Origin of the sequence: Duncaniella sp. B8 (assembly GCF_005304985.1) — a bacterium.
Lineage (GTDB): Bacteria > Bacteroidota > Bacteroidia > Bacteroidales > Muribaculaceae > Duncaniella > Duncaniella muris.
In genome coordinates this window covers 3,071,335-3,094,882 of the sequence record NZ_CP040121.1, presented here as the reverse complement: position 1 = coordinate 3,094,882, position 23,548 = coordinate 3,071,335, and the positions used below count along the sequence as shown (strand labels likewise).

The 23,548-nt window shown below is 50.0% G+C and carries 18 protein-coding genes and 2 pseudogenes; 13 read left to right on the top strand and 7 right to left on the bottom strand.

All coding sequences use genetic code 11. The features are described from left to right. The first annotated feature begins 76 nt into the window (after nucleotides 1-76). Nucleotides 77-925: an ion transporter gene (locus FDZ78_RS13310; protein ID WP_107031899.1), complete on the top strand. Its 849-nt coding sequence runs from the start codon at nucleotides 77-79 to the stop codon at nucleotides 923-925. Nucleotides 926-987: 62 nt separating this feature from the next. Here FDZ78_RS13310 and FDZ78_RS13305 read toward each other — a convergent pair. From FDZ78_RS13305 to FDZ78_RS13280, 6 genes and pseudogenes are all read right to left on the bottom strand, one after another. Beyond that, nucleotides 988-1,610 (bottom strand): annotated as a pseudogene (locus FDZ78_RS13305) (aldo/keto reductase); the annotation flags it as partial. Between the two features lie 315 nt (nucleotides 1,611-1,925). Beyond that, on the bottom strand, nucleotides 1,926-2,741 hold the full coding sequence (locus FDZ78_RS13300; RefSeq protein WP_136408756.1) for a Rossmann-like and DUF2520 domain-containing protein: 816 nt from the start codon (nucleotides 2,739-2,741) through the stop codon (nucleotides 1,926-1,928). Beyond that, on the bottom strand, nucleotides 2,719-3,243 hold the full coding sequence (locus FDZ78_RS13295; protein WP_136408755.1) for a nitroreductase family protein: 525 nt from the start codon (nucleotides 3,241-3,243) through the stop codon (nucleotides 2,719-2,721). Before FDZ78_RS13295 ends, FDZ78_RS13300 begins: the two co-directional genes overlap by 23 nt. Nucleotides 3,244-3,290: 47 nt before the next feature. After that, nucleotides 3,291-4,253, bottom strand: coding sequence for a hypothetical protein (locus FDZ78_RS13290; RefSeq protein ID WP_136408754.1), 963 nt, complete (start codon nucleotides 4,251-4,253; stop codon nucleotides 3,291-3,293). Between the two features lie 60 nt (nucleotides 4,254-4,313). After that, nucleotides 4,314-6,587, bottom strand: a complete 2,274-nt coding sequence (locus tag FDZ78_RS13285; protein ID WP_168182083.1) for a glycosyl hydrolase family 28 protein — start codon at nucleotides 6,585-6,587, stop codon at nucleotides 4,314-4,316. 27 nt (nucleotides 6,588-6,614) lie between these two features. Then, the gene (locus tag FDZ78_RS13280) at nucleotides 6,615-8,429 is read right to left on the bottom strand and encodes a pectate lyase (protein WP_240740288.1); all 1,815 of its coding nucleotides are present in this window, start codon (nucleotides 8,427-8,429) and stop codon (nucleotides 6,615-6,617) included. 265 nt (nucleotides 8,430-8,694) lie between these two features. Between FDZ78_RS13280 and FDZ78_RS13275 the strand changes: the two genes are divergently transcribed. The 10 genes and pseudogenes from FDZ78_RS13275 to FDZ78_RS13230 all read left to right on the top strand — a co-directional run bounded on the left by FDZ78_RS13275 (nucleotide 8,695) and on the right by FDZ78_RS13230 (nucleotide 19,475). Further along, a complete protein-coding gene (locus FDZ78_RS13275) occupies nucleotides 8,695-9,468 on the top strand; it encodes a dihydroorotate dehydrogenase electron transfer subunit (protein WP_136408752.1) in 774 nt (257 codons plus the stop codon). Nucleotides 9,469-9,470: 2 nt separating this feature from the next. After that, nucleotides 9,471-10,379, top strand: a complete 909-nt coding sequence (locus FDZ78_RS13270; RefSeq protein WP_107031893.1) for a dihydroorotate dehydrogenase — start codon at nucleotides 9,471-9,473, stop codon at nucleotides 10,377-10,379. Between the two features lie 17 nt (nucleotides 10,380-10,396). After that, nucleotides 10,397-10,792, top strand: coding sequence for a hypothetical protein (locus FDZ78_RS13265; RefSeq protein ID WP_107031892.1), 396 nt, complete (start codon nucleotides 10,397-10,399; stop codon nucleotides 10,790-10,792). Between the two features lie 33 nt (nucleotides 10,793-10,825). Next, nucleotides 10,826-11,341, top strand: coding sequence for a hypothetical protein (locus tag FDZ78_RS13260; RefSeq protein WP_107031891.1), 516 nt, complete (start codon nucleotides 10,826-10,828; stop codon nucleotides 11,339-11,341). Nucleotides 11,342-11,423: 82 nt separating this feature from the next. Continuing rightward, a complete protein-coding gene (locus FDZ78_RS13255; RefSeq protein WP_160631349.1) occupies nucleotides 11,424-11,744 on the top strand; it encodes a translation initiation factor in 321 nt (106 codons plus the stop codon). A gap of 62 nt (nucleotides 11,745-11,806) precedes the next feature. Then, a complete protein-coding gene (locus FDZ78_RS13250) occupies nucleotides 11,807-15,148 on the top strand; it encodes an exodeoxyribonuclease V subunit beta (RefSeq protein ID WP_136408751.1) in 3,342 nt (1,113 codons plus the stop codon). Between the two features lie 321 nt (nucleotides 15,149-15,469). Beyond that, nucleotides 15,470-16,314: pseudogene (locus tag FDZ78_RS13245) on the top strand (prephenate dehydratase). A gap of 77 nt (nucleotides 16,315-16,391) precedes the next feature. Beyond that, nucleotides 16,392-17,561: a pyridoxal phosphate-dependent aminotransferase gene (locus FDZ78_RS13240; RefSeq protein WP_123398606.1), complete on the top strand. Its 1,170-nt coding sequence runs from the start codon at nucleotides 16,392-16,394 to the stop codon at nucleotides 17,559-17,561. Nucleotides 17,562-17,603: 42 nt separating this feature from the next. Continuing rightward, nucleotides 17,604-18,671, top strand: a complete 1,068-nt coding sequence (locus FDZ78_RS13235) for a bifunctional 3-deoxy-7-phosphoheptulonate synthase/chorismate mutase type II (protein ID WP_107031886.1) — start codon at nucleotides 17,604-17,606, stop codon at nucleotides 18,669-18,671. A 30-nt stretch (nucleotides 18,672-18,701) separates the two neighbouring features. After that, nucleotides 18,702-19,475 carry a prephenate dehydrogenase/arogenate dehydrogenase family protein gene (locus tag FDZ78_RS13230; RefSeq protein ID WP_107031885.1) on the top strand — a complete coding sequence of 258 codons (774 nt, stop codon included), beginning with the start codon at nucleotides 18,702-18,704 and terminating at the stop codon, nucleotides 19,473-19,475. An 83-nt stretch (nucleotides 19,476-19,558) separates the two neighbouring features. Here the strand turns inward: FDZ78_RS13230 and FDZ78_RS13225 are convergent, their stop codons facing one another. Continuing rightward, nucleotides 19,559-20,890, bottom strand: a complete 1,332-nt coding sequence (locus FDZ78_RS13225; protein ID WP_123398604.1) for a glycoside hydrolase family 28 protein — start codon at nucleotides 20,888-20,890, stop codon at nucleotides 19,559-19,561. 177 nt (nucleotides 20,891-21,067) lie between these two features. Between FDZ78_RS13225 and FDZ78_RS13220 the strand changes: the two genes are divergently transcribed. Both FDZ78_RS13220 and FDZ78_RS13215 read left to right on the top strand, forming a co-directional pair. Then, complete coding sequence (locus FDZ78_RS13220) at nucleotides 21,068-22,189, top strand: AI-2E family transporter (protein WP_136408750.1); 1,122 nt, start codon at nucleotides 21,068-21,070, stop codon at nucleotides 22,187-22,189. 84 nt (nucleotides 22,190-22,273) lie between these two features. Next, the gene (locus tag FDZ78_RS13215) at nucleotides 22,274-23,524 is read left to right on the top strand and encodes an efflux RND transporter periplasmic adaptor subunit (RefSeq protein ID WP_136408749.1); all 1,251 of its coding nucleotides are present in this window, start codon (nucleotides 22,274-22,276) and stop codon (nucleotides 23,522-23,524) included. Nucleotides 23,525-23,548: the final 24 nt, after the last annotated feature.

Here is a 23,548-nt window from a genome sequence, read left to right as displayed (position 1 = left end):
TACGACGATTTTGCGTAACTTTGCATCATTAAACCAATTATCCTGACTCTCTAAAAACTCTAACCGCCTATAGATCATGGCTTCATTCTCCATTATCTCACCTGCCTTCTCGACGCGCAAGGCTGTTGTAAAGGTCACACGGAAATTCTACACCTTCTGCAATCTGCTTATCGTTCTCAATGCTCTTGCATTTGGACTGCTTACCGACATTTCTATCGCCGACCGCATCGGGCCGGAACTCGAATCGTTCTGCGACCTGAGCATACTGATCTTTATTGTCGAGCTTATGATCAGGCTCTCGCTCGAAAAAGGTCGCTTCTTCACAGGACGCAACCGCTACTGGAACTGGTTTGACACAATAATAGTCGTGCTGTCATCTGCCGCACAGTTAGGCACATTCTCCTCCTTCCGTGTGTTCAGAATATTCCGTGTGTTCCGCCAGCTCAACATCCTCCGTGTGGTCCGTTCGGCCGACAAACTTAAACTTATTGTCGAAGCCATCTTCAATGCGATTCCCGGCATGCTATGGACCACCATATTGTTTGTCATTATCATGTACACTTATGCACTTTTAGGCTCGACTTTCTTTGGCAATGAGTTCCCTGACTGGTTCGGCAACGTATGGCGCTCCATGTATTCTCTCTTCCAGATCATGACTCTGGAAAGCTGGTCGATGGGCATAGCACGTCCGGTTATGGATATTTATCCTGCAGCATGGGTCTACTTTGTGACTTATGTGCTGATAGCGTCCTATGTCATTCTGAACATCGTGGTCGCTCTCGTGGTGAGCTCGCTTCAGGAAGTAACTGCTAAAAACGAAGCCAAGAAATCACAAATGCTATCAAGAGACGCACTCCGAGAGGAAATGGAAAAACTCCAGCGACAGATCGATGTGGTCAATGACATGCTGAAAAATTCAAAATAATCCGTCTGCGGAGGATATTTTTACCACCTTATTATATATAAGAGGACATAATTATATATAAGAATTGTCGGATACTGCATCATCAGGTCTGCCGTGTCAAAAGAAATTTATTTTCTTCCTCTGTCTGTGGCTTCAGCGGGCAGAAAGAGCGCAGATTGTCTTCGAGATGCTCCATATAGGTCATTCCGCTCAACACAGTCAGCACTCCGGGCCATGTTCCGGCAAAGCGGAAGGCCCATGAAGCCACGCTCCGTTCAGACTCAGCCTGTTTCAGACGGCTCACCACATGGTCATGAAGATTCGACAGACGGCCGCCGAGAAGCGGTTCCATGATTATGGCCGGAATGCCACGCTTCTCCAGTTCGCCATAGAGATATTCCGCATCGGTATTGCGCGGATTGATTTCCTTGGCATGATGCCAGTCGAGATAGTTGAGCTGAATCTGCACAAAATCCCATTTATATTCGTCATGGCGCGACAGCAGGTAATCAAATACCTTTATGTCACCATGATACGAAAATTCAAGATTGCGGATGCGTCCGGCTTCACGCTCCTTGAGTAGAAAATCAAGGATACCGTTGTCCATGTAGCGGTTTTCAAACTCTCGCATTCCGTCAGTTCCCATTCCGATGGCATGGAGGAGCATATAATCAATGTAGTCGGTCTGTAACTCTTTCAGAGAATTGCATTTCGGAATCCGGGAAATTCAAAATCTCCCGTAATCGAGCAGGAGGTAAACACCTGATGATTAGTGTTTGCCTCCTGCTCGATTTATATGTCACATTATACCCAATGTCCACAAGTGCGGGCCAGCACTTAGAGCCGGGTCGACAACAAATGCAAAGGCCGGGAAAGAAAGTTAGCTTTCGATTGCATCTTTTTTTTGCTTCTTGCACGCTTTGAATCAGTCGTGTACATCAAGTACAATCCTGATTCAGCAGTGCACAATCTGCTGAAAAATCTGCAGCCCAGACGTTAACAGTTATTGTCGAACCGGCTCTTATTTACCGAAGCTGTGGTGATGGGAGATTATGGCTTCGCTCAGCAGACTGTAGATTTCTTTTGACTGACCATCAAGAACAGATAGATGCTTGTTGACTATAGCCAAGTCGCCCCTGACAGCCGGGCCGGTCTGCCCCTTTTCAGGAGATACAGCGAATGCTTTTTTTAGAGTCTCTTCAAGCAGCGGATGCAAAACCTCAAAGGGCAAGTCTTCTTTTTTAAGCAATTCCGAGGCGATGGTCCACAGATAGTTCGTAAAGTTGCAGGCAAACACAGCCGAGATGTGCATCATCCGTCGAGTATGACTGTCGGCATGGTAAATATGCGAAAACACCGGCGTGGCAAACCTACGGATCTCTTCTTCAACGCCGGAAGTGCATCCCTCTATAAACAGAGGCACTTTCGAAACATCGACCTCCACACCTTTGGAAAACGTCTGCAACGGATAGAACACGCCATAACGTTCCGACATTGGCGCCAAGACCTCCATTCCGACCGAGCCGGAAGTGTGAAGCCACAGAGCATTGCCCCTTTTCGGCATACGGCTGACAAGCGGACCTATGGCATCATCCACGAGACTGACAAGATAGACCTCAGCATCATCACAGATAGCTGCTTCTGAATCAATTGCTTGAGCATTTTGCAATTTGCGTGTCAACTCACGCGCCGACTGCAATTTACGACTATAGACCTGCACCACCGCTCCGACCCCTGAACTTTCAATAGTCGGTGCGAGATGCGAGGCCACATTCCCGGCCCCTATAACAACTATGCGCAACGGAGCGGAGGCATCAGAATTTACCGATGTGCACATTCTCCCATTTCAGTTTTTCAAGATCCTGAGGTTTGCGAACCTCGTCTTTATGCCCGAATGTCAGCACACAAACTACCGGACATGTTTCGGGAATGCCAAGCAGCTCCTGAACATACTCTTCTGAAGGGGTTCCGTCAGCCGTAAAGCGCCCATGCACCTGAATCCAGCATGAACCAAGGCCGAGCGCCTGTGCCTGCAGCTGCATATAAGAAGCAGCTACGGAACCATCCTCAACCCACGGTTCGGTAGCTGTACTGTCAACCGCGACCACAACAGCAAGCGGACATTTGGATATCGGAGCCGCACCCATCGGCTTGCACTGGGCGAGACGCTCAAGCATGTCAGGCTCTTCCACAACAACAAAGTGCCAGGCGCGCGCAGATTTCGATGTGGGAGACAGCAAGCCTGCTTCCAGAATGAGTTTTACTTGTTCGGGATCTATTTTTTCTGTGGTGTAGCGGCGTATGCTGCGACGCTCCACGAGCATTTGATTGAAGTTCATGGATTGAATAATATATAATAATGTAAGAGGGGATTTAAAATCAGTTACTATCGGCGACACACCCACACTGACGGATAAGTCTTGGATATGTAAGCCGAAAGCCGACGGGCCTCTTCTATAGTCGGAGCCGATGCGACATAGATGCGGTAATTCCCGGCCATCTCGATCACACGCAGGGATGTATCACCCACATAATATATGTGGCGGTTGGCTGATGCCAATGTGGGGAACGAGCCGACAACAAGCAGATAGCGCTGCGGCGCTTCTTCCGTCTGCTCTGCCGCACAGTCAGACTGAGCCATATCAGGCTGCTCTGCCGGCATTGCGATATTGAGCACTATTTCGCGGGACACATCCTCATCAGCAGCTACCTCAAAAACCGGAGCCGACTGCTCAATGCGCGAGCTCAGTCCGGTGTCAAGCGAAGCCGAGTTTACCTTTGGTCCGTTTATAAGACCGGTGGTGGAATAGAGTATCCCAAGCGCCACCATAACAACAATAAAAGACGCAACTATTTTAAGCGGGGCGGGTATTGCCACAATTCTCTGACGGGCGCAAGCCCCACCATCTTCTGTGGAGTCATCTGAAACCAGAGGACAGCAATCCACAGACGCAAAACTTTTACACATTCTGAGAGGCAACGAATCTGCCGCAGGCTCAAAGACGGGATATTCGGGACTCGCCCCGCGCATAAGCATTCCTAATCCACCCAAAGGAAACTCCCCGGCCACATCAAGCTGATGATGAAGAGAGGCCACTTCAGTTTCGAGATCCATCCTGGCTGCTGACAGGGAAATCCCATTGCGCCGCGAAATACTCCCTATGAGCATCGCATCATTGTGGCGCACTTCCGGATTAAACCCGACGGTGCGCGAAGGCGGCATAAACACGTGGCGCCGCGAGTCATAGCGCGCGCCCTCATCATTAACGATGAACGCGCCAAGCCCCGGCACGACCACGCAGTCATGATGCAGGAGCAGGAATTCTATATGTTGCGCTATGTCAATCACGGCGCAAAGTTACATAAAATTCCCCGCTCCTGCAAATATGAATCAAGCAAGAATCACTTCTTACTTCTCATTATTTTTGTCGAGATCCACAGCATCGAAATTCAGCTTGTCTTTCATTTCTTCATCAGCGGTCATGATCACCGGCCGCTTGCCGTTGACAGTCACATTCTTGAGTTTCACATCCGGATAATTGCAGCGGAAAATATCCGATTCAGCCTTTACAGTCACGTTCTCAAATTCGAAATTTTCAACCTTGTCATCAGGATTAGCCGCAATAACTCCAAGACCGTTGCATTTCAGGTCGACATTTTTGATCGAAATATTGCGTATCAGCCCCACAGGCTTCTCATCCGTGCCTTCCAGCGAGAAAAACTGCTTCCACGGAAGCACCTCCACAACCGAACCACAGCGGCCGGTAACATTTTCAATTCTGATATTTTCATATACCTGATATGTGTCCGGGCGCATCTTCAGACGCAGCAGCGAACAGTCGTTGTCAAGACGACAGTTGCGCAAAACCACATTATTCGCATGAACACACTCGCTTCCAAGAGTCAGAGTACCGTGGAGATTCGGGCCAAAGACACAACCCTCGACCAGAACATCGGTCACGCTGTCATTTTCATGAGACTTATGGGCAAAAACGCCCTTGCCGCCCTTCAGACATACGCCATCGTCATCGCAATTGAGATAACAGCCCCTAACGATCACTCTGTGACAACCGTCAAGATCTATCGCATCGCTGCTCGGAGCTCTGACAGGCTCACGCGGCGCCTGCACCTCGCAATTCTCCACGATCAGATCATTACACAGATAAAAATGCGAAGTCCAGAATGCCGAGTTAATCATACGCACACCGCTAAGCCGGGCGTTGTCGCACCCCCACAGAAAAACAAGGCGCGGGCGGCGCACTTCAAGGTTGGTCCAGCTGCGGTTTTCCTCACGGGCCCGTTCAAGATTATCCCAGAACTGCACCCAGAATTTATAACCGTTGCCATTGATTGTGCCGGGGCCGTTTATTTCAAAACCGTCGACATGGTAGGCATTGATAAGCGCCGCATGATAATAGATGCTGCGACCCTCCATTCGAGATGGAATAAGCGGATAATCCTCTATATTGTCCGACCCTTTGATCACCGCGCCTTCCTCCAGACGCAAAGTAGTGCCCGGTTTGAAAAATAGAGCGCCGCTGAGAAATGTCCCCGGAGGCACGATGATCTCTCCACCACCCATAGTCTCAGCCTTATCGATCACACGCTGGATCGCAGCCGTCTGCACTACGGTGCTATCGTTGGCTACTCCATGATCAGTCAGCTTAAATCTTGGCGCAACCTTTTCGCCCTTGAACACACGGTCAAGAAATCCGACTGCCCGTTCAACAGTGGTCTCGAACCAGGGATGGAAAAACCAGAAAGTGTGAACATCAACAGGTATGCGATGTCGTTCGGTATAAATACCAATAGAATCATATACAGCCACCAGCTCATCACGGCCATCGCTATACCGTGGGAGACCACTGTTAATAAAGCAGACGGGAGCCGACTTGGGAGTAATCCACAACAAGGCCGAAGCCTCTTTCCAATTTTCTGGAGAATCTTTATAGAGTCCTCCGAGCCATTTTGCGTTCACAGGCAGTTCCCCCTTCTTCTGAAGGCGCTCTTCCGCATCCGCAATATTAGACTCCGAGACAAAAGTCGCGATGCCGTCCATGCTGATAACAGCCTGCACATCGCTTGAAGTTTTACGCCACTGTCCTTTCCCCTCATGACGCCTGGAGCCGTTGGTCACACCGGCAAGAGTGGCAAGCTGCGCACCGGCCGAACACCCAGACACCGCAATGCAATCAGGATCAATACCGTATTCCGCCGCATGAGCCCTTACCCAACGTATTGCCGTCTTAACATCATGCAAGCCTGCGGGATAGACAGCTTCCGGAATCAGCCGGTACTCCACGGGTATTGTCACATAGCCGTTTTTAGCAATCTGCTGCGCCATAGGCACCTGCAAACTCTTGTCACCGGAATTCCATCCACCACCGTGGATCATCAGCAGAGCCGGATAAATCTTTTCATCATCCGGACGGAAAATATCCACATGGAGATCACGGCGGCCGTAAGGAGTCTTCGGGAGGGTCGAATAAACCACATCGCGATACTCCCTGACGCCGGCTGGCAATTCAGGCAGGGCAAGGACTGCCTCCGGATGGTATTTCCGGATTTTTTTATTGGTGGAATATGCCGTAAAAGATGTGTCACGCGGAATTTCCGGAGCCTTGCTCCATCCGACAAGCGATGACATAAGACAGGCAGCAAATACAACTGTAGCCTTTTTCATATCCATTCTGTTTCTTTTAAATTCTGATTAGCGCTTAATCACTTTATCTGTAACCACCTTGCCATTACTGTAACGGATACGGCGGATATTCAACCCGTCGGCGGGCACCAGAAGGTGCACACCGCGCAGGTCATAATACTCAATACTTTCGATTTCCGACCCTACAAACACATCTTCAATCCCGGAATCAACGCCTTTACATGCAGGATAATATTCATCAACCGCATCGACAGCGCCCTCATTGCCGGCTTTCATGATTTTCTCAACGAGCGAGTTCAGATATACTTCAAGATTGGTGTACCATCCCTTTTCAGTATCCAGCGTATATTTCGCACCGTCAGAAGCATCATCAGGATCAAGGCCGTTGGCAATTTCCCAGTCATCAGGCATGCCGTCGCCATCGGTGTCAAATCCGGCCGGACGCACATTCTCCGGCAACTCCGGGAAACTTGCTGTCTTAGGATTGGCTTCGCCATCCGGATCATTTATAAAATCAAGAATACCTTTAGTATTTGAAGTAGGATATTTTTTGTCATCCTTTACATAGGCCACATCACCATAATAAGTCACAGTCCCGGTGCGGGTTTCTTCCATATAACGGGCATCGACAGCATCACGATAAAGACTCGATCCGGAATAAGCCATAACCTTTTCATATGCGTCCACAGCCGAGTGGGTGGTGACTTCTCCCGGATCAACCTGCTCGTCGAGCTTAAGCTTCACACAATCAACACCTGAAATGCTGACATATGTCACGTTTTCTCCGAACTGATGACCGGCATCAGGGATATAGCGATCTTCACCGATCATTTTCAGGCCGCTGTCATATTTAACCCCGGACCAGTCATAATTTTCCGGGGAAGATGCCGCAGCCATATAATTCCCGCTCACATAGTAGCGCGATGAAAGGCCATAAAGCTCAGGGTGCTTCGAATCGGCATTTCCGGATGTTGCAACCGACACCTGAGTGACAGTGGTTTTGTTTTTGGTGCCAGGTCCGGCCTTATAATAATTGTTCACCATATTTATATAACCGCCACCGGGGCCTCCATAACATGCCGTACCGGTACCCCAGTTATACATGAGGCAATTCCTGAAATCCACGCGTTCGGCATCAACAGCTGAAGAATACTTGCTTGTATCATATCCGGTCCATCCATAGCGTGAACCATTGAAACGCGGCGCTCTATTCTGCACATGCGCTATAAAATTATGATGGAACGACGCATTCTTTCCGCCCCATATGCCACCATAGCTATGAGCGCCCTTTGTATGTCCGGGGTTTGCGAGTCCTTCACCAAGAGCACACCACTGCATGGTAAAATCACGGTTATCATAGAACGAAGCGATTTCGTCAATGCTCCATGAAAACGAGCAATGGTCAAGCAGCAGATTTTTCCTGTTACGTTCCCATATGGCATCAGCTCCGTCATTTGTATCTCTGACCTGCGAACGACGCGAGCGAATGAAACGGACAATGATATTGTCGCCACTCATCCGTAGAGTGTAATATCGCAAAGTGATACCACCCTCCGGAGCAGTCTGGCCTGCAATAGTAGTATTTTTGGAAATTTTAAGATCCGCTGCAAGATCAATATAACCACTTACGTCAAACACTATAGTCTTTGTCCCGCTTTGATTCAAAGCCCATCGGAGCGAACCTTCAGCCGGATTGTTGGCATCGTCTGTAAGATTGGTCACATGAATGACTTTTCCGCCACGGCCTCCGGTTGTATAACGGCCATGACCTTCAGCGCCCGGAAAAGCCGGAGCCTGAGCGGAAACTAAAGAATGTCCTGATGCCAGCAGCAATAACAGAACTGAGATTGTTACTTTTTTCATTATAAGTTCATTGTGCTCCATCAGCACAAGTTTTCATGGTTTGGAACTAATTTTAGCACAAAATTAGTAAAAATCAGCCATTATCCTGTGGCTGCAACCTCGAATTTAGACTTATTTAAATTTATCCGAAACCCGCGGGATAGATGCAGAGACATACGGCTGCGGAGACATACGCAGATTTTAAGATGATTCGGTTTGATCTTTTAGCAAAAAGTTGTAATTTTGTGGAGATGGAATAAACCTTCCTAATCCTAACCTCATTATCGTGAAACAAGTAAAGGATTTCATAATCATCGAGAATATCAGCATAAACAGCAGTTATTCCAAGCTGATATTATCGCCGGCTGACGGAGCCATTCTGCCAGTCATTCTGCCGGGACAATTCGTGCAGGTAGCAGTCGAAGCCCCGGATGTGTTTCTGCGCCGTCCGATATCGATCAACGACGTAGACCGTGAGTCAAACACTCTGACCCTGCTTGTCAGAAATGCCGGACGTGGCACAGCCGCCCTTATCGGCATGAACGCCGGAGAAAAACTTAACATTCTGCTTCCGCTCGGCAACGGGTTTACCACCGAATGTAAAGCCGGATCACGGCTACTCCTCATAGGTGGCGGCGTCGGTGTCGCACCCCTGCTCTATCTCGGACGCGAGCTCAAGGCCAAAGGCCACCATCCGGAATTTCTCTTGGGTGCGCGTTCGGCAGGCGACCTGCTGTCACTTGACGAATTCCGCAGCATCGGCCCTGTACACATCTGCACCGAAGACGGATCGGAAGGCATAAAAGGCCTCGTCACCACACACCCCACGCTAAGCGAAAGCTATGAGCATTATTATTGCTGTGGACCGGCGCCGATGATGAAAGCCATAGCGTCCATAGCCTATAAAAACGGCACAAACTGCGAAGTCTCACTTGAAAACATGATGGCATGCGGTCTCGGCGCCTGCCTGTGCTGTGTAGAGAAAACAGTCAAAGGCAATGTGTGCGTCTGCACCGAGGGCCCTGTGTTCAATATCGAATCCCTTACCTGGAATCAATAAAAATGGCAAATCTATCAGTCAACATAGGAAAGCTCCAGCTTTCAAACCCGGTGATGACCGCATCAGGCACTTTCGGCTATGGCGAAGAATTCACTCCGTTCATAGACATCAACCGCCTCGGTGCATATATAATAAAAGGTACTACCCTCAACCATCGTGAAGGCAATGACTATCCACGCATGGTCGAAACTCCGTCAGGTATGCTCAACGCGGTAGGGCTGCAGAACAAAGGTGTGGACTATTTCATCGAACATATCTACCCGCGCATCTGCAGTCTCGGATCAAAACTGATTGTCAACGTCTCCGGCGCAAATGTCGATGACTATGCAGAGACAGCCCGCAGGCTTCACGGCCTCGATGATGTAAGCGCCATTGAAGTCAACATTTCGTGTCCGAACGTGAAGGAAGGTGGAATGGCTTTCGGCACTACCACAAACGGCGCGGCAGAAGTAACCCGCGCCGTGCGTCAGGCTTACCCTGACAAGACACTCATTGTAAAGCTTTCGCCCAATGTAACATCCATAGCCGACATCGCCAAAGCTGTTGAAGCCGAAGGAGCCGACTCGGTCTCGCTCATCAACACCCTTATGGGCATGTCGATTGACGTAGAGCGTCGTAAGCCTCACCTTTCAACAGTCACCGGCGGTCTTTCTGGCCCTGCGGTACGTCCGGTGGCAGTGCGTATGGTCTGGCAGGTGGCCAAAGCAGTCAGCATCCCGGTGATCGGCCTCGGAGGCATCATGAATGGCCGTGACGCCATCGAATTCATGCTTGCCGGAGCCACTGCTGTTGAAATCGGCACAGCCAACTTTATAGACCCAGCAGTCACAATGAAAGTCATTGATTTCATGGAAGACTACTGCATCCGTCATGGGATCAATGACATAAACGAAATCGTCGGCTGCATCTGACATAACAATCAACCCGAATGAAAAATTTCCGTATCTCTCTTCTTCTCCTTGGAAGCTTAGCTGTGGCATCCTGCAGCCATCTGAGCAAGGAAGCCCGTCAGATTATCGGCACATATTACAACCCTGAGTTGTCACAGACTGAACCCGTGATGCAACTGCGCAAGGATGCTACATGCACAGTCACCGCGATGAAACCGGGTGTGCTCACATACAGCGTGGACGGCAACTGGGATGTGGCCAATGACTCTCTGATCATAGAACTCACCCCCGGCTCCATTCACTTTGACGGAGACAGCACTCTGATCGGAGATATTCCGACACGAGTGGCTCGGAAAATAATTTCACACAATGACTTCTCTCTTCAGCTTGAAAGCGGCGGAGTAAGCTACCTCTTCCAGCGCCGCAATGAATGACAACCACCTAATGTCTCACTCAGAATCTTTACAATGGCACACAACCTGAAATATCTTCTGGCAGTAACTATTGTCGGATTGTCGCTGTCAACCAGTTCGTGTGGCAAAGGCCATTCGGTTTCCGATCAGTTTGCCGCAGCGGAAATAGCTATTGCCGATGAAGACATGAATGCGACCCGCGACATCTGCAACGGCATCATGACCTCCGCCGAAAAAGAGGGGATCGAAGCCTCTGACTATGCCCGGCTTTCAATACTCTATATGCAGCTCAATGACCGTACGGACAATCCTGATGACATCCAGCTGGCTGCCCGCTGCTATCGGGAGGCTTTCAAACTGAATGCAGATTCGGCCCAGAATTTCTATCGTACGCTCCCGGTAGAGCAGGAAAAATACGCCATGACCCTATCTACCATAGTCCATGCGCTGGACAATCCGCGCGAAATCCCATCGGATCATGACTGGGAAGTTCCGGCCACTGAAATTGGCAAAGTCACTGATCCGGCCGTTGTCGATTCCATCAATCAGGACTGCGGACATATCCACTGAAACAACATATCCTATGACAGCCTCGCCGGCCCCCTTGGCCGGCGAAAGCATTAAACATAATCTTTTTTAAACGCCTCTGAATTTGGACTGGAAAGATCTGTTATCCCAGAAAATCGCATCAGGCGAGATAGACCGGGAAGAGTTTATTGAAGAAAAGCCGACCCAGGCAAAAGAGCCTGAGACCATTGAAGTAATTCTTGACAAGAAAGGGCGCAAAGGCAAAACCGCCACTCTTGCGGTCGGGTTCAAATGTGACGAGAACAGGCTCAAAGAAATTGCGTCGCAACTGAAATCGCGCCTCTCAACCGGCGGATCGGCCCGCTGTGGAGAGATTCTCATCCAGGGCGACCGCAAAGAAGAGTTGAAAAAACTGCTCTCTGAAATGGGCTATAAGGTCAGATAAAACCATAGCCCTCCAGCGCCACATCATATACAGCAAGCACCTCCCCCTGTTTCCTCCTTTCAATGATTAACATCTACAAGGCTTCGGCCGGTTCCGGAAAGACATTTACCCTTGCCCGTGAATATATCAAACTGCTTCTCGGCAGAAAAGATGAATCGGGCAGATACCATCTGCGCAAATCTGCAAGCGGATCACACAGATCCGTGCTGGCCATCACGTTTACCAACAAGGCCACAGAGGAAATGAAAATCCGAATCATCCATGAACTTGCCGTCATTGCCGGACTGGAGAAAGGCTGGACCAAGACAAGCCCCTATGAAGCTGATCTGTGTGCTGCATTCCGCTGCACATCCGAAGACCTGAAAGCCGCAGCCGCCACTGCATTGCGCGGCCTGCTCTACGATTTCAACTTCTTCAGCGTCTCGACCATCGACTCCTTCTTCCAGCTCATATTGCGGTCATTCGCACGCGAAGCTGAAGTGTCAGGCAACTACGAACTTGAGCTTGATGACAAGGGTGTGATAGGAATGAGTGTTGACAAACTGCTCCAAGACCTCAACCACGGAGAACAGACTGCCCGCACGAATTATCTCATCAACTGGCTTTCCAGCTACATGACTCATCTGATCGAGGACGGGCGCACGTTCAACATATTCAACCGCAGTTCATATATTCACCGTGATCTTATTTCATTCATCAACGACATCACTGATGACGTTTTCCGGGAAAATGAGAGCCGGTTGATGGAGTATTTTGCCGATGAAAAGAAATTTGACAATTTCAAGAACCACATATATAATATAATAGGCAAAATCACCCGCCAGACTGCTGCCGCATGCAAGGCTGCGGTAGATGCCATTGATGACAAAAAATCACGTGACATAATCTTGACGAATGTCTACAAGCCCCTTGTCAAATGGCAGAAGAACGGCTATGACAGCAAGGCTCTTTCCGCTACGATAGCCAAGGTCGAAGACGACATAGAGCAGGCATACGTCAAGAAAGGCAAGACATCGCCGCTACGCACACCGGAACTCGACGGGCTGATAAGCAATGCCGTGGCATCAATGTCATTCTGCGCAAAAAATGTCAGACCGCTGAAAATCATAGCCGCGAATCTCTATCAGCTGGGTATGCTTTCGACTCTTACAGCATATCTTGACAAATTCCGGCAAGAAAACTCAACTATTCTGCTGAGTGACACCAACGCGCTTATTGCAAAGATCATAGGCAACGAAGACGCTCCGTTTCTCTATGAAAGAGTCGGAGTGTGGTTCAAGCATTATCTGATCGATGAATTTCAGGATACATCCCACAGTCAGTGGCAGAACATCAGGCCACTGATCAGCGAAAGCCTTGCCTATGATAACGACAATCTTGTCATCGGTGATGAAAAGCAATGTATCTACCGCTTCCGAAACAGCGACCCCACCCTGCTGCACAATCTCCACACCGAAGAAATGGCCCAGGGACGCACCGTCATCAGCGGAAATACCATTGAAGAGAATACCAACTGGAGATCATCGGCCGATGTTATCAGATTCAATAACACTTTTTTCTCCGCTTTGGTGAAAAACCTTGGATATGAGGACATATATTCCAATGTAGCCCAGCAGATTTCACCGAAACACCTCTCTCACCGCGGCTATGTCAGAGTCAAAGTCTATTCCGGCACGAAGAAAGAAGACTGGATGACCGAGGCTCTTGACAATCTGACCGTGGAACTGCGTCGCCAACTGATGTCGGGCTATCGTCCGGGGGACATTGCTATCCTTGTCAGACGATGGGATGAAGGAAATGCAGTGATCGGTCATCTTGAGGATGTCAGGAAAGCAGATCCGTCGTTCCCTGTGTTCAGGATCGTGTCAGACTCCTCGCTTCTCATCGGCAACTCTCCTGCGGTGTCTCTTATTCTGAGCCGGCTGCGTCTTCTTTCATCTACGGATTTCTCTACAAGTCCGCGCAAAAAGACCCAACGCGAGATAGCCAACCTCATCAACCGTTACGAATCACTGCGCACCGACAGCGCCATGACCCCGGCCTCCGCTCTCGATCTCGCTTTACGTGCAGAGGGAAATACCGTCAGCGAAATGGCTGACCCTAAGAAAGAGTCCGGATCAACCGGTCAGAACCCGACTTCAATCGACCTCGTATCCCTGGTCGAGAACATCATTGTCAATTTCGTTCCCGAAAAAAGCCGCCGTGATGAAAATCTCTACCTCACCGCATTTCAGGATCTGGTCACTGAATTCGTGGGGCGCGGGCAGGGTGACATACGAGCATTCCTGAGGTGGTGGGACGAATCAGGCCACAAATCGGCTGTAGCCGGAGCCAAGGACGACAGCGCGCTCAACATCCTGACCATCCACAAATCCAAAGGTCTGGAATATCCCTGCGTGCACATTCCATTCGCCCAGATGAACAGCGGGTCACATTCGGAACTCGCCTGGTTCGAGATTGATGAAATTCCGGGCGTTCCGACCGACTGCATTCCGCCGATGATTCCGCTGAAACTGTCATCGTCAATGGAGGGGACTGTCTTTGCCGACAGGTACGCTGAAGTGACAGCCCAGGCAAAACTTGACACTGTCAATCTTCTGTATGTGGCTTTCACAAGAGCCGTCGATGAGTTGCATATAGGCATAACTTCACCAGAAGCAAAGGGTGCAAGCATAGGTCCTGACATCTACAATGCCTTGACAATGTGCGATCCAACCTTCTGCCGGGGTCTCGAACAGATCAATGGCATTCACGATCTCTCGCAATCGCCATTCACGTCATTCTCGCTGGCCGACAGCCTGATCACTCTCGGCCAGCCATCGGTCAAATCGACAGAAGAACATGCGGAGAAAACGTCTCTCACTCCATCAAGACTGCTTGAAGTGGATTGCTACGACTCCAAGTCACACCGTTCGTTCTGGGACAATACGCATCTCGAAGAGAAATATTACAATATCGAAGATGCCCGCGACCGCGGCATAATGCTTCATGACACAATGGCTGCAATACGCACGGTGGCAGATGTACCGGTGGCAGTCAATAATCTGCGCCATTCAAAAAAAGCAAAAGAACTGACAGAGACGGATATTGAGGAAATCCACGCGATCATAGAGAGCAGGGTAAAGGATCCGCGGGCGGCCCGATGGTTCGACGGCTACACGCGGCTGCTGATAGAGCGACCTGTGGTTCTATCTCCGTCAGAATCACGACGCCCTGACCGCGTGGTGTGGACCGCCGACGGCCATATCGACATCATCGATTTCAAAAGCGGATCGCAGCCGGCAGGCAAATATCGCCGGCAGCTGATAGAATACGCCCGTCTGCTCGCGGAACTCGGATATCAGAATCTCCGTGCCTATCTTTACTATCTCGACAGTGGCGAAATAGTTGAATTTGCTGTCTGACAGAGCAAAATATTGCTATTTTCTTGAAAAAACAGCAAAAATATAACATTTTTACAGCTCTGCACACTAATTTTATTAAATTTTATTTGGCAGTTCCTCTAAGAATGCCTATTTTTGTGACAAAGATTTCAAAAATAATTTTTCAGAATCAGACATGAAGCGATTTTACGCATACTCCTATTTTTATTATTTTTATTTTGACAAAAAATAAGAACGGGATTTGCATATGTGATTTTTTGCATCAGACTAATTTTTATAATATCGAATAACGATCCCGTTCTCCAATGTGAAAACGGGATTTTTTAATTATCATAACCGACAATGAAAAAGGTCACGATCCAGGGAGTAGCCGGCTGCTATCACGATGCCGCCGCACACCTCTACTTCAACGGAGAAGAAATACAGACAGTGGCATGCGAAACGTTTCCGGCCATGTTCGAGACTCTGGCCAACGATGCGTCACTCTTCGGAATAATGGCGATTGAAAACACAATAGCCGGCAGCCTCCTGCAGAACCACGAACTGCTGCGTCAGAGCAATCTCTCGATCATCGGAGAGCTGAAACTCCGAATATCACACGTGATAGCCTCTCTTCCCGGACAGACTATTGACGAATTGTCGGAGGTCAACTCCCACCCTATGGCTCTCATGCAATGCGAACAGTTTCTTCGCCGCCATCCCAACCTCAAAATCGTAGAGCGCCTTGACACAGCCGGAAGCGCCAAAGAGATAGCCGAAGGAAATCTGACAGGCCACGCAGCGGTCTGTGGAGAATATGCCGCCAATCTCTACGGACTCAACATACTTGAAAAAGGGATCGAGACCAACAAACGCAACTTCACCCGATTCCTTATTCTGGCAGATCCGCTGCTCGCAGCAGAATACGGACCTGCGGAAAGAGACATCAACAAAGCCTCGATCGTATTCACCACCCCCACACACAAGGAGCGCTGTCGAAAATTTTGACCATACTCTCGTTTTTCGATATCAATCTCTCCAAAATACAGTCGATGCCTATAATAGGCCGCGAGTGGGAATACCGGTTCTATGTTGATTTCACTTTTGACAGCCTCGTGCGCTATCATCAGGCAATGGAAGCCGTCAGGCCTCTGATCAAAGATCTTAAAGTGCTCGGAGAATATGCCGAAGCCCAAATGACACATTAATCCGACAGACTATAATTCAGTTCAAAGCCGACTCTGGGAAACTGCGCCGGCTGATCTCTCAATAAATTTAGATTACGATGGAAATCCGCCCCTCTCAAAGAGTTGAAAACATAAAGGAATATTACTTCTCAACCAAACTCAAGGAAGTGGCCGCAATGAAAGCCGCCGGACACGATGTCATCTCGCTCGGCATCGGAGGCCCAGACCGTCCGCCTCACAAAGATGTGATCGACACTATGGCAGCTGCATTGCAAGCCCCCGACAATCACGGCTATCAGCCACACGTAGGCCTGCCGGAACTCCGCCAGGCTTTTGCGGGATGGTACAGAAAGTGGTATGGTGTCGAACTTGATCCCAAATCAGAGATTCAGCCGCTGATCGGATCTAAAGAAGCTGTGACTCATATCTCACTTGCCTTTCTGAATCCTGGCGACGGAGTGCTCGTTCCCAACCCCGGCTATCCTACCTATTCTTCTATCAGCCGCCTTGTGGGAGCCGAAATCTTCAGTTATGATCTCAAAGAGGAAAGCGGATGGCAGCCCGATTTCGAGGTTCTTGAGAAGCTTCCTCTTGATCGCATAAAACTCATGTGGCTCAACTATCCCCACATGCCGACAGGCGCAGCAGCCAGAATGGAGACGTTTGAGAAAGCCATTGCTTTCGGCAAGAAACACGGCATAGTGATAGTGAATGACAACCCCTACTCATTCATCCTCAACGATCATCCGATGAGCATTCTTCAGGTGCCGGGAGCCAAGGAGATAGCTATTGAAATGAATTCGCTCAGCAAGAGCCACAACATGCCTGGCTGGCGTGTGGGCATGGCAGCTTCAAACCCCACATTCATTTCCTGGATACTGAAAGTCAAGAGCAACATAGACTCCGGACAGTTCAAGCCGCTCATGCTTGCCGCCGCCAAGGCTCTTGAAGCAGACCAAAGCTGGTATGACGAAGTCAATGCCCTCTACGGTTCTCGCCGCAAAGTAGCCGAGGAGCTCATGACTGCCCTCGGATGTTCATTCGACCCATCGCAGAAAGGCCTCTTCCTTTGGGGACGCATCAACGATCCGGATGTGACATCAGAAACTCTTGCCGACCGTCTGCTCAAAGAGGCTAAAGTATTCCTCACTCCCGGATTTATCTTCGGATCAAACGGCGAACGCTATATACGCATCTCGCTCTGCGCCACAGAAGACCGAATGAAGGAAGCCCTGCAGCGAATTCTCGCGCTCGACAGCCAGAAATAAGATAATATACTAACCCACACACCTCTATACACAACAACAGTCATGGAAAATATTCAACCGCTCGCAATTGACGGAGTAGAACTCTCAAAACCCATTATAATCTCAGGCCCCTGCAGCGCCGAAACAGAAGAACAAGTGCTCGAAACAGCCACCCAGCTTGCACGCAAAGGAGTGAAAATCTACCGAGCCGGCATCTGGAAACCCCGAACCAAGCCCGGCGGATTCGAGGGTGTAGGCGTCCCCGGACTCGCATGGCTCAATAAAGTCCGCAAGGAAACCGGCATGAAGATCTCGACTGAGGTTGCAAACCGCAGCCATGTCGAAGCCGCGCTTGAATATGACCTGGACCTTCTCTGGATCGGAGCCCGCACATCGGCCAACCCGTTTGCAATGCAGGAGATCGCCGATGTGCTCCGCGAAAGCGGCCGTGACATTCCAGTGCTTGTAAAAAATCCTGTCAATCCGGATCTTGAGCTATGGATCGGCGCACTTGAACGCCTTTACAACGCAGGCATCACCCGCCTCGGTGTGATCCACCGCGGATTCTCTACATATGGCGAACACATCTACCGCAACCATCCCCAGTGGCGCATTCCTCTCGAACTCCGCATCCGCTATCCGCAGATCCCCATCATCTGTGATCCGAGTCACATCGGAGGCAAGCGCGAACTTATCGCCTCACTCTCTCAGCAGGCGCTCGACATGGGCTTTGACGGCCTGATCATCGAGAGTCACTGCAACCCCGACTGTGCCTGGAGTGACAAGAACCAACAGATCACACCTGAAGTGCTCAGTGTGATTCTCGACAACCTCGTCTACCGCGATGCTCCGGCTCCCGCAGAAAGCCTCGTGCAACTGCGCCGTCAGATCGACCAGCTCGACAACGAACTGCTTGAAGTACTCGCCAAGCGAATGAACATCTCCCGCGAGATCGGCACTTACAAACGTGACCACAACATGCCTGTGGTCCAGCCCAATCGTTACGGCGATGTGATGAGCACCCGAATCCTTGCAGCCAAATCAATGGGCATCGGAGAAGAATTCATGCGCTCGATCCTTTCGGCCATCCACGAGGAATCTGTACGTCTTCAGGTAGAAATCAACAAATAAGAAACTCTTTTGAAGCCTCCTCACAAGATAATGAAAATTCTGATTCTCGGAGCCGGGAAAATGGGCAGTTTCTTTTGCGACCTGCTTTCATTCGATCATGATGTAGCCGTCTATGATCCAGACCCCAAACGCCTGCGCTTCACATTCAACGCCCAGCGCTTCAAAGAGCTTGAAGAAGTCAGGGAATTCGACCCGCAGCTCGTTATCAACGCTTCCACCGTGAAGTACACCCTTGATGCCTTCAAGGCCGTGCTCCCCTACCTTTCAAAATCGTGCATAATCAGCGATATAGCCTCAGTCAAGACAGGCCTGCCTGAGTTCTACGCCGGATGCGGACACCCTTATGTCAGCACCCACCCGATGTTCGGCCCGACATTCGCCTCACTCAGCAATCTGAGCAACGAAAATGCCATCATCATCAGCGAAGGAGACCACCTCGGCAAGATCTTCTTCCGCGACATATATTCGCGACTGCACCTGAACATCGTAGAATATACATTCAAGGAGCATGACGAAACCATAGCCTATTCGCTCTCCATACCCTTTGCCGCCACACTGGCATTTGCCGGAGTGATGAAGCATCAGGAAGCGCCGGGCACAACCTTCAAACGCCACATGCAGATAGCCCGCGGTCTCATGTCGGAAGACGATTACCTTGTCAGCGAGATACTCTTCAACCCCAACACCCCGGAGCAGCTGATGAAAATCCAGTCGCAGATGGCTGAACTTCTTGACATCATCAAGCGCCACGACAGCGAAGCCATGAAAGCCTACCTCGCCCGCGTCCGCCAGAATGTGGAATAACATTTTAGCTCCTTATAAAAAGCAAACAGGCTGTGCAGCACACTCGCACAGCCTGTTTGCTTTTTATTTGTTATCAGAACGGTTTATCTTTTCACATCATTGATGGTGACGTTCTGAATTATGCAGTCCTGAATGCCGTTGGTGTCGAATGCACCGCCTGCGGGATCGGTAGCCCAGATGTCGCGGAAGATGAAGTTCTTGAGGGTGTAGAAGTCACCTTGCCCCTGACGGTAGAAATCACGGGTGCATTCGAGATGTCCGTTGCGGAACACCACATTGTCTACACCTGACTCAGGCATCGGATCGCGCTCAACCTTGTTGAAGAACTGGCGCCAGGTCTGGACTTCAAGAGCTGTGCGCACACGGCCGGTGGCTCCGTCGATCAGCACATTGCGATACTGCTGCGGGGTGTCGGGACGCATCTTGAAAAGAAGCACATGGTAGGTGTCTTCAAACTTACAGTCTTTCATTATGACATTGGAGCAGTCCCAGGCCTCGCTACCGAAGGTCACGCCGGCATTTGTTTTGCCAAAAGTACAGCGGTCGATGATCACATTGGTAACAGGTCCGTTGCCGGGAATAGTGTCGACATAAGTGCCTTTGCCGCCTTTGAGACATACACCGTCGTCATTGACGTTCATGTAGCACTGGCTGATCAAGACGTCGTTGCAGACATCCATGTCAATCGCATCGGTGCTGGGGCCTTTTGGATAACCGTCGGTCGGAGCAAGGATGGTCACGCCGAGATATTTCACACGTTCGCAGTTGTAAAGGTGGTTGGTCCAGAAACCGGAGTTGACCATGCGCACACCGCCTACGGTCACATCTTTGGAGTTGGAAATATAGACCATACGCGGACGAAGAGCCTCCAGGTTGGTACACTTTTTGTTGACCTTGCGGCGAAGCCAGAATTCATCATAGAAACGATGGCCGTTGCCGTCGATAGTGCCTTCGCCACTGATGGTAAAGCCATTGCAGTTGTCGGCATTGATAAGAGCAGCAAAATAATCGAGAGTCTGGCCTTCGAGACGGGTCTTGACGATCTCATAGTGGGTTATAGCATCGCTGCCCTTCAGTTTGCCGCCTTTGAGAAGATGCAGATGGGTAGACGGCTTGAAAAAGAGCGAGCCACTGAGGAAAGTGCCTTCAGGGATCACAACCACACCTCCACCATTCTGAGCTGCGAGATCAATGACAGCCTGAATACGTTCGGTCTGGATGACGGTGCTGTCATTGACCACACCATGTTCGGTCACCACATATTGCTTTCCGAGAGAGTTGAGCGCCGGCTGATGCGCGTCGTTAAACCACGCCGGCACCGGGCTTCCGTCAGGAAACTGCTTGAATTCGGCCTGGGCCGAAAATCCGGCAGCGAGTAACAGGGAGAGAGACAGGAGTTTAGATTTAAGTTCCATTGATTCCGGTATTTTGATTAAGTTATTGTCAATCTGCACGACTCAGAAAGAGCCAGATCAGTTTTTCAGGCATTAATTTTACCAATATTCTGCAAAGGTACAAAAAACTTTTTGCCTGAGTAAGCCTTTATTAAGATATACACTATTTTCAGGACACGTTTCAATTCAGGTTTTGTCATGTCACAGTCCCGCCCATTCACATTTGACAGAGTCATCCGCATTCTGATAGGCCTCGCGTTCGTAACAGGCGTATACTGGCTTGTCAATCGACTGAGCAACGTGCTTCTGCCATTTTTCCTGGCCTGCCTGATTTCCTACATACTTGAGCCTCTGGTTGAATTCAATTTGAAAAAACTGCATCTCCACTGGCGCATTGCAGCTATTTTTTTCACCTTGACAGAAGTGACACTTGTTATCGGAGGCCTGATCTATTTCTTCCTGCCGTCTGTGCTGAAAGAAATCCATGACATGGCTGCGATAATACGCGACTATTCGGCTCACAACAGGTCGCTACCCTTCATCCCCAAAGAAATTCACGACTATCTGACTGCCTATTTCGATGACGACACGATGGTCAGGCTGCTTGAAGGCCAGCATCTTGAATCAATACTCAGCAAAGGTACGTCAGTGATATCGGCATCAGTCGGCTTTGTGATCCACACGCTCGAATGGTTTCTGGCTTTCATATATGTGATTTTCATCCTACTCGACTATCAGCATATCATGCGCGGTTTCGGTCTGCTCGTTCCTCCTAAATACCGCCCGATAGCCATCCGGATAGGCAATGACATCAAGAACAGCATGAACCGCTATTTCCGCGGACAGGCCCTGCTGGCGTTATGTGCGGCAGTGTTCTATTGTGTCGGCTTCTCGATTGTCGGCATACCGATGGCCATTGTGCTCGGACTGCTTGTGGGAGTGCTCTACATGATACCCTATTTCCAGTATATCACCATCATTCCGGTAGCCTTCGTCTGCATGATAGTCTCCATGAACGGCGAAGCCGGTTTCTGGACCGAATTCGGAAAATGCCTGCTGGTCTATGCCATAAGCCAGTGCTCCTGTGACTACATACTGACTCCAAAGATCATGGGCAAGGCAATGGGACTGAACCCTGCCATAATCCTGCTGTCACTATCGGTATGGGGCACACTGCTGGGCCTGATAGGCATGATCATAGCCCTTCCTCTTACCACTCTGCTTCTTGCCTACTATGAGGAATACGTCATCCGGCCCGGATGTACGGACAGGGAGCGTACAACGGACGAAAATGTCCGAAATCGGACACCGATGAAATAATCTTACGCTTGATTTTCAACCATTTGTGAGTTTGGCACGATTAATGCAATATTGTATTGCAGAAAATAACCCCAGACATCACAAATGGATAGAGAACTTACCCCAAAAGAACGCAACAGCGCACGGCGCCGCAAATACCTGCCTTATATAATAGGTGGAACCGCGTTTACAGCCGGACTGATCACGCTGCTGATAGCCAGCCGCCAGAGCGTAGACCGTGAGGATCTGCTGATAACTACAGTGGACAGCGGCACCATCGAGACATCAGTAACCGGAAGCGGAAGCATTGTCCCGGCCTTCGAAGAGATCATAAACTCGCCTATCAACAGCCGTATCATCGAGGTCTACTGCAAAGCCGGCGACAGTGTAGACATCGGCACTCCCCTACTGAGGCTCGACCTGCAGAGCACCGAGACCGAACTCAACAAGCTCAAAGATCAGATACAGATGAAGAACTACGAGCTTGAGCAGCAGAAGGTCAACAACAACACCCGTGTCAGCGACCTTGCCATGCAGGTCAAAGTAAAAGAAATGACCGTCAACCGCCTCGAAGCCGAACTGCGCAACGAACGTTATCTCGACAGCCTCGGCTCAGGCACAGGCGACCGCGTACGCCAGGCAGAACTCGCCTTCAATACCGGAAAACTCGAACTCGAACAGATGCGCCAGCAGCTTGCCAACGAGCGCAAAGTTACCGCCGCCGGGCTGAGCGTCAAGAACCTCGATATCAACATAGCCCGCAAGAATCTCGGCGAGATGAGCCGCACCCTCGATGACGCGCAGATCAAGGCTCCGCGCAAAGCAACTCTCACATTCATCAACGACCAGATAGGACAGAAGGTCTCCGAAGGCGAAAAAATAGCCATCATTTCGGACCTAAGCCATTTCAAGGTTGACGGAGAGATAGCCGATGCCTATGGCGACCGCATCCGCGTAGGTTCCAAAGCCGTGGTGCGCATCGGCCGCAGCGAGCGCATGAACGGGACCGTCAGCAACGTCACTCCCCTCTCGCGCAACGGCGTAATCTCCTTCTCGGTCCGCCTTGACGATGATGCCGACAGCCGCCTGCGTTCAGGATTGAAAACCGACGTATATATAATGTGTAACGTGATGGAAGATGTCCGCCGCATCAAAAACGGAAGCTTCTACACCGGTCCGGGCTCATATGAACTGTTCGTTTTCAACGGCGATGACAAACTTGAACGCCGCTCAGTGCGCCTCGGCGACAGTAATTTCGAATTTGTAGAAGTGGTTGACGGCCTCAATGACGGTGACCGTGTGGTTGTCAGCGACATGAAACGCTTCATCAACGCCACGTCTGTCAAAGTGAAATAAAAATTTTAACCTTTTCAATATACA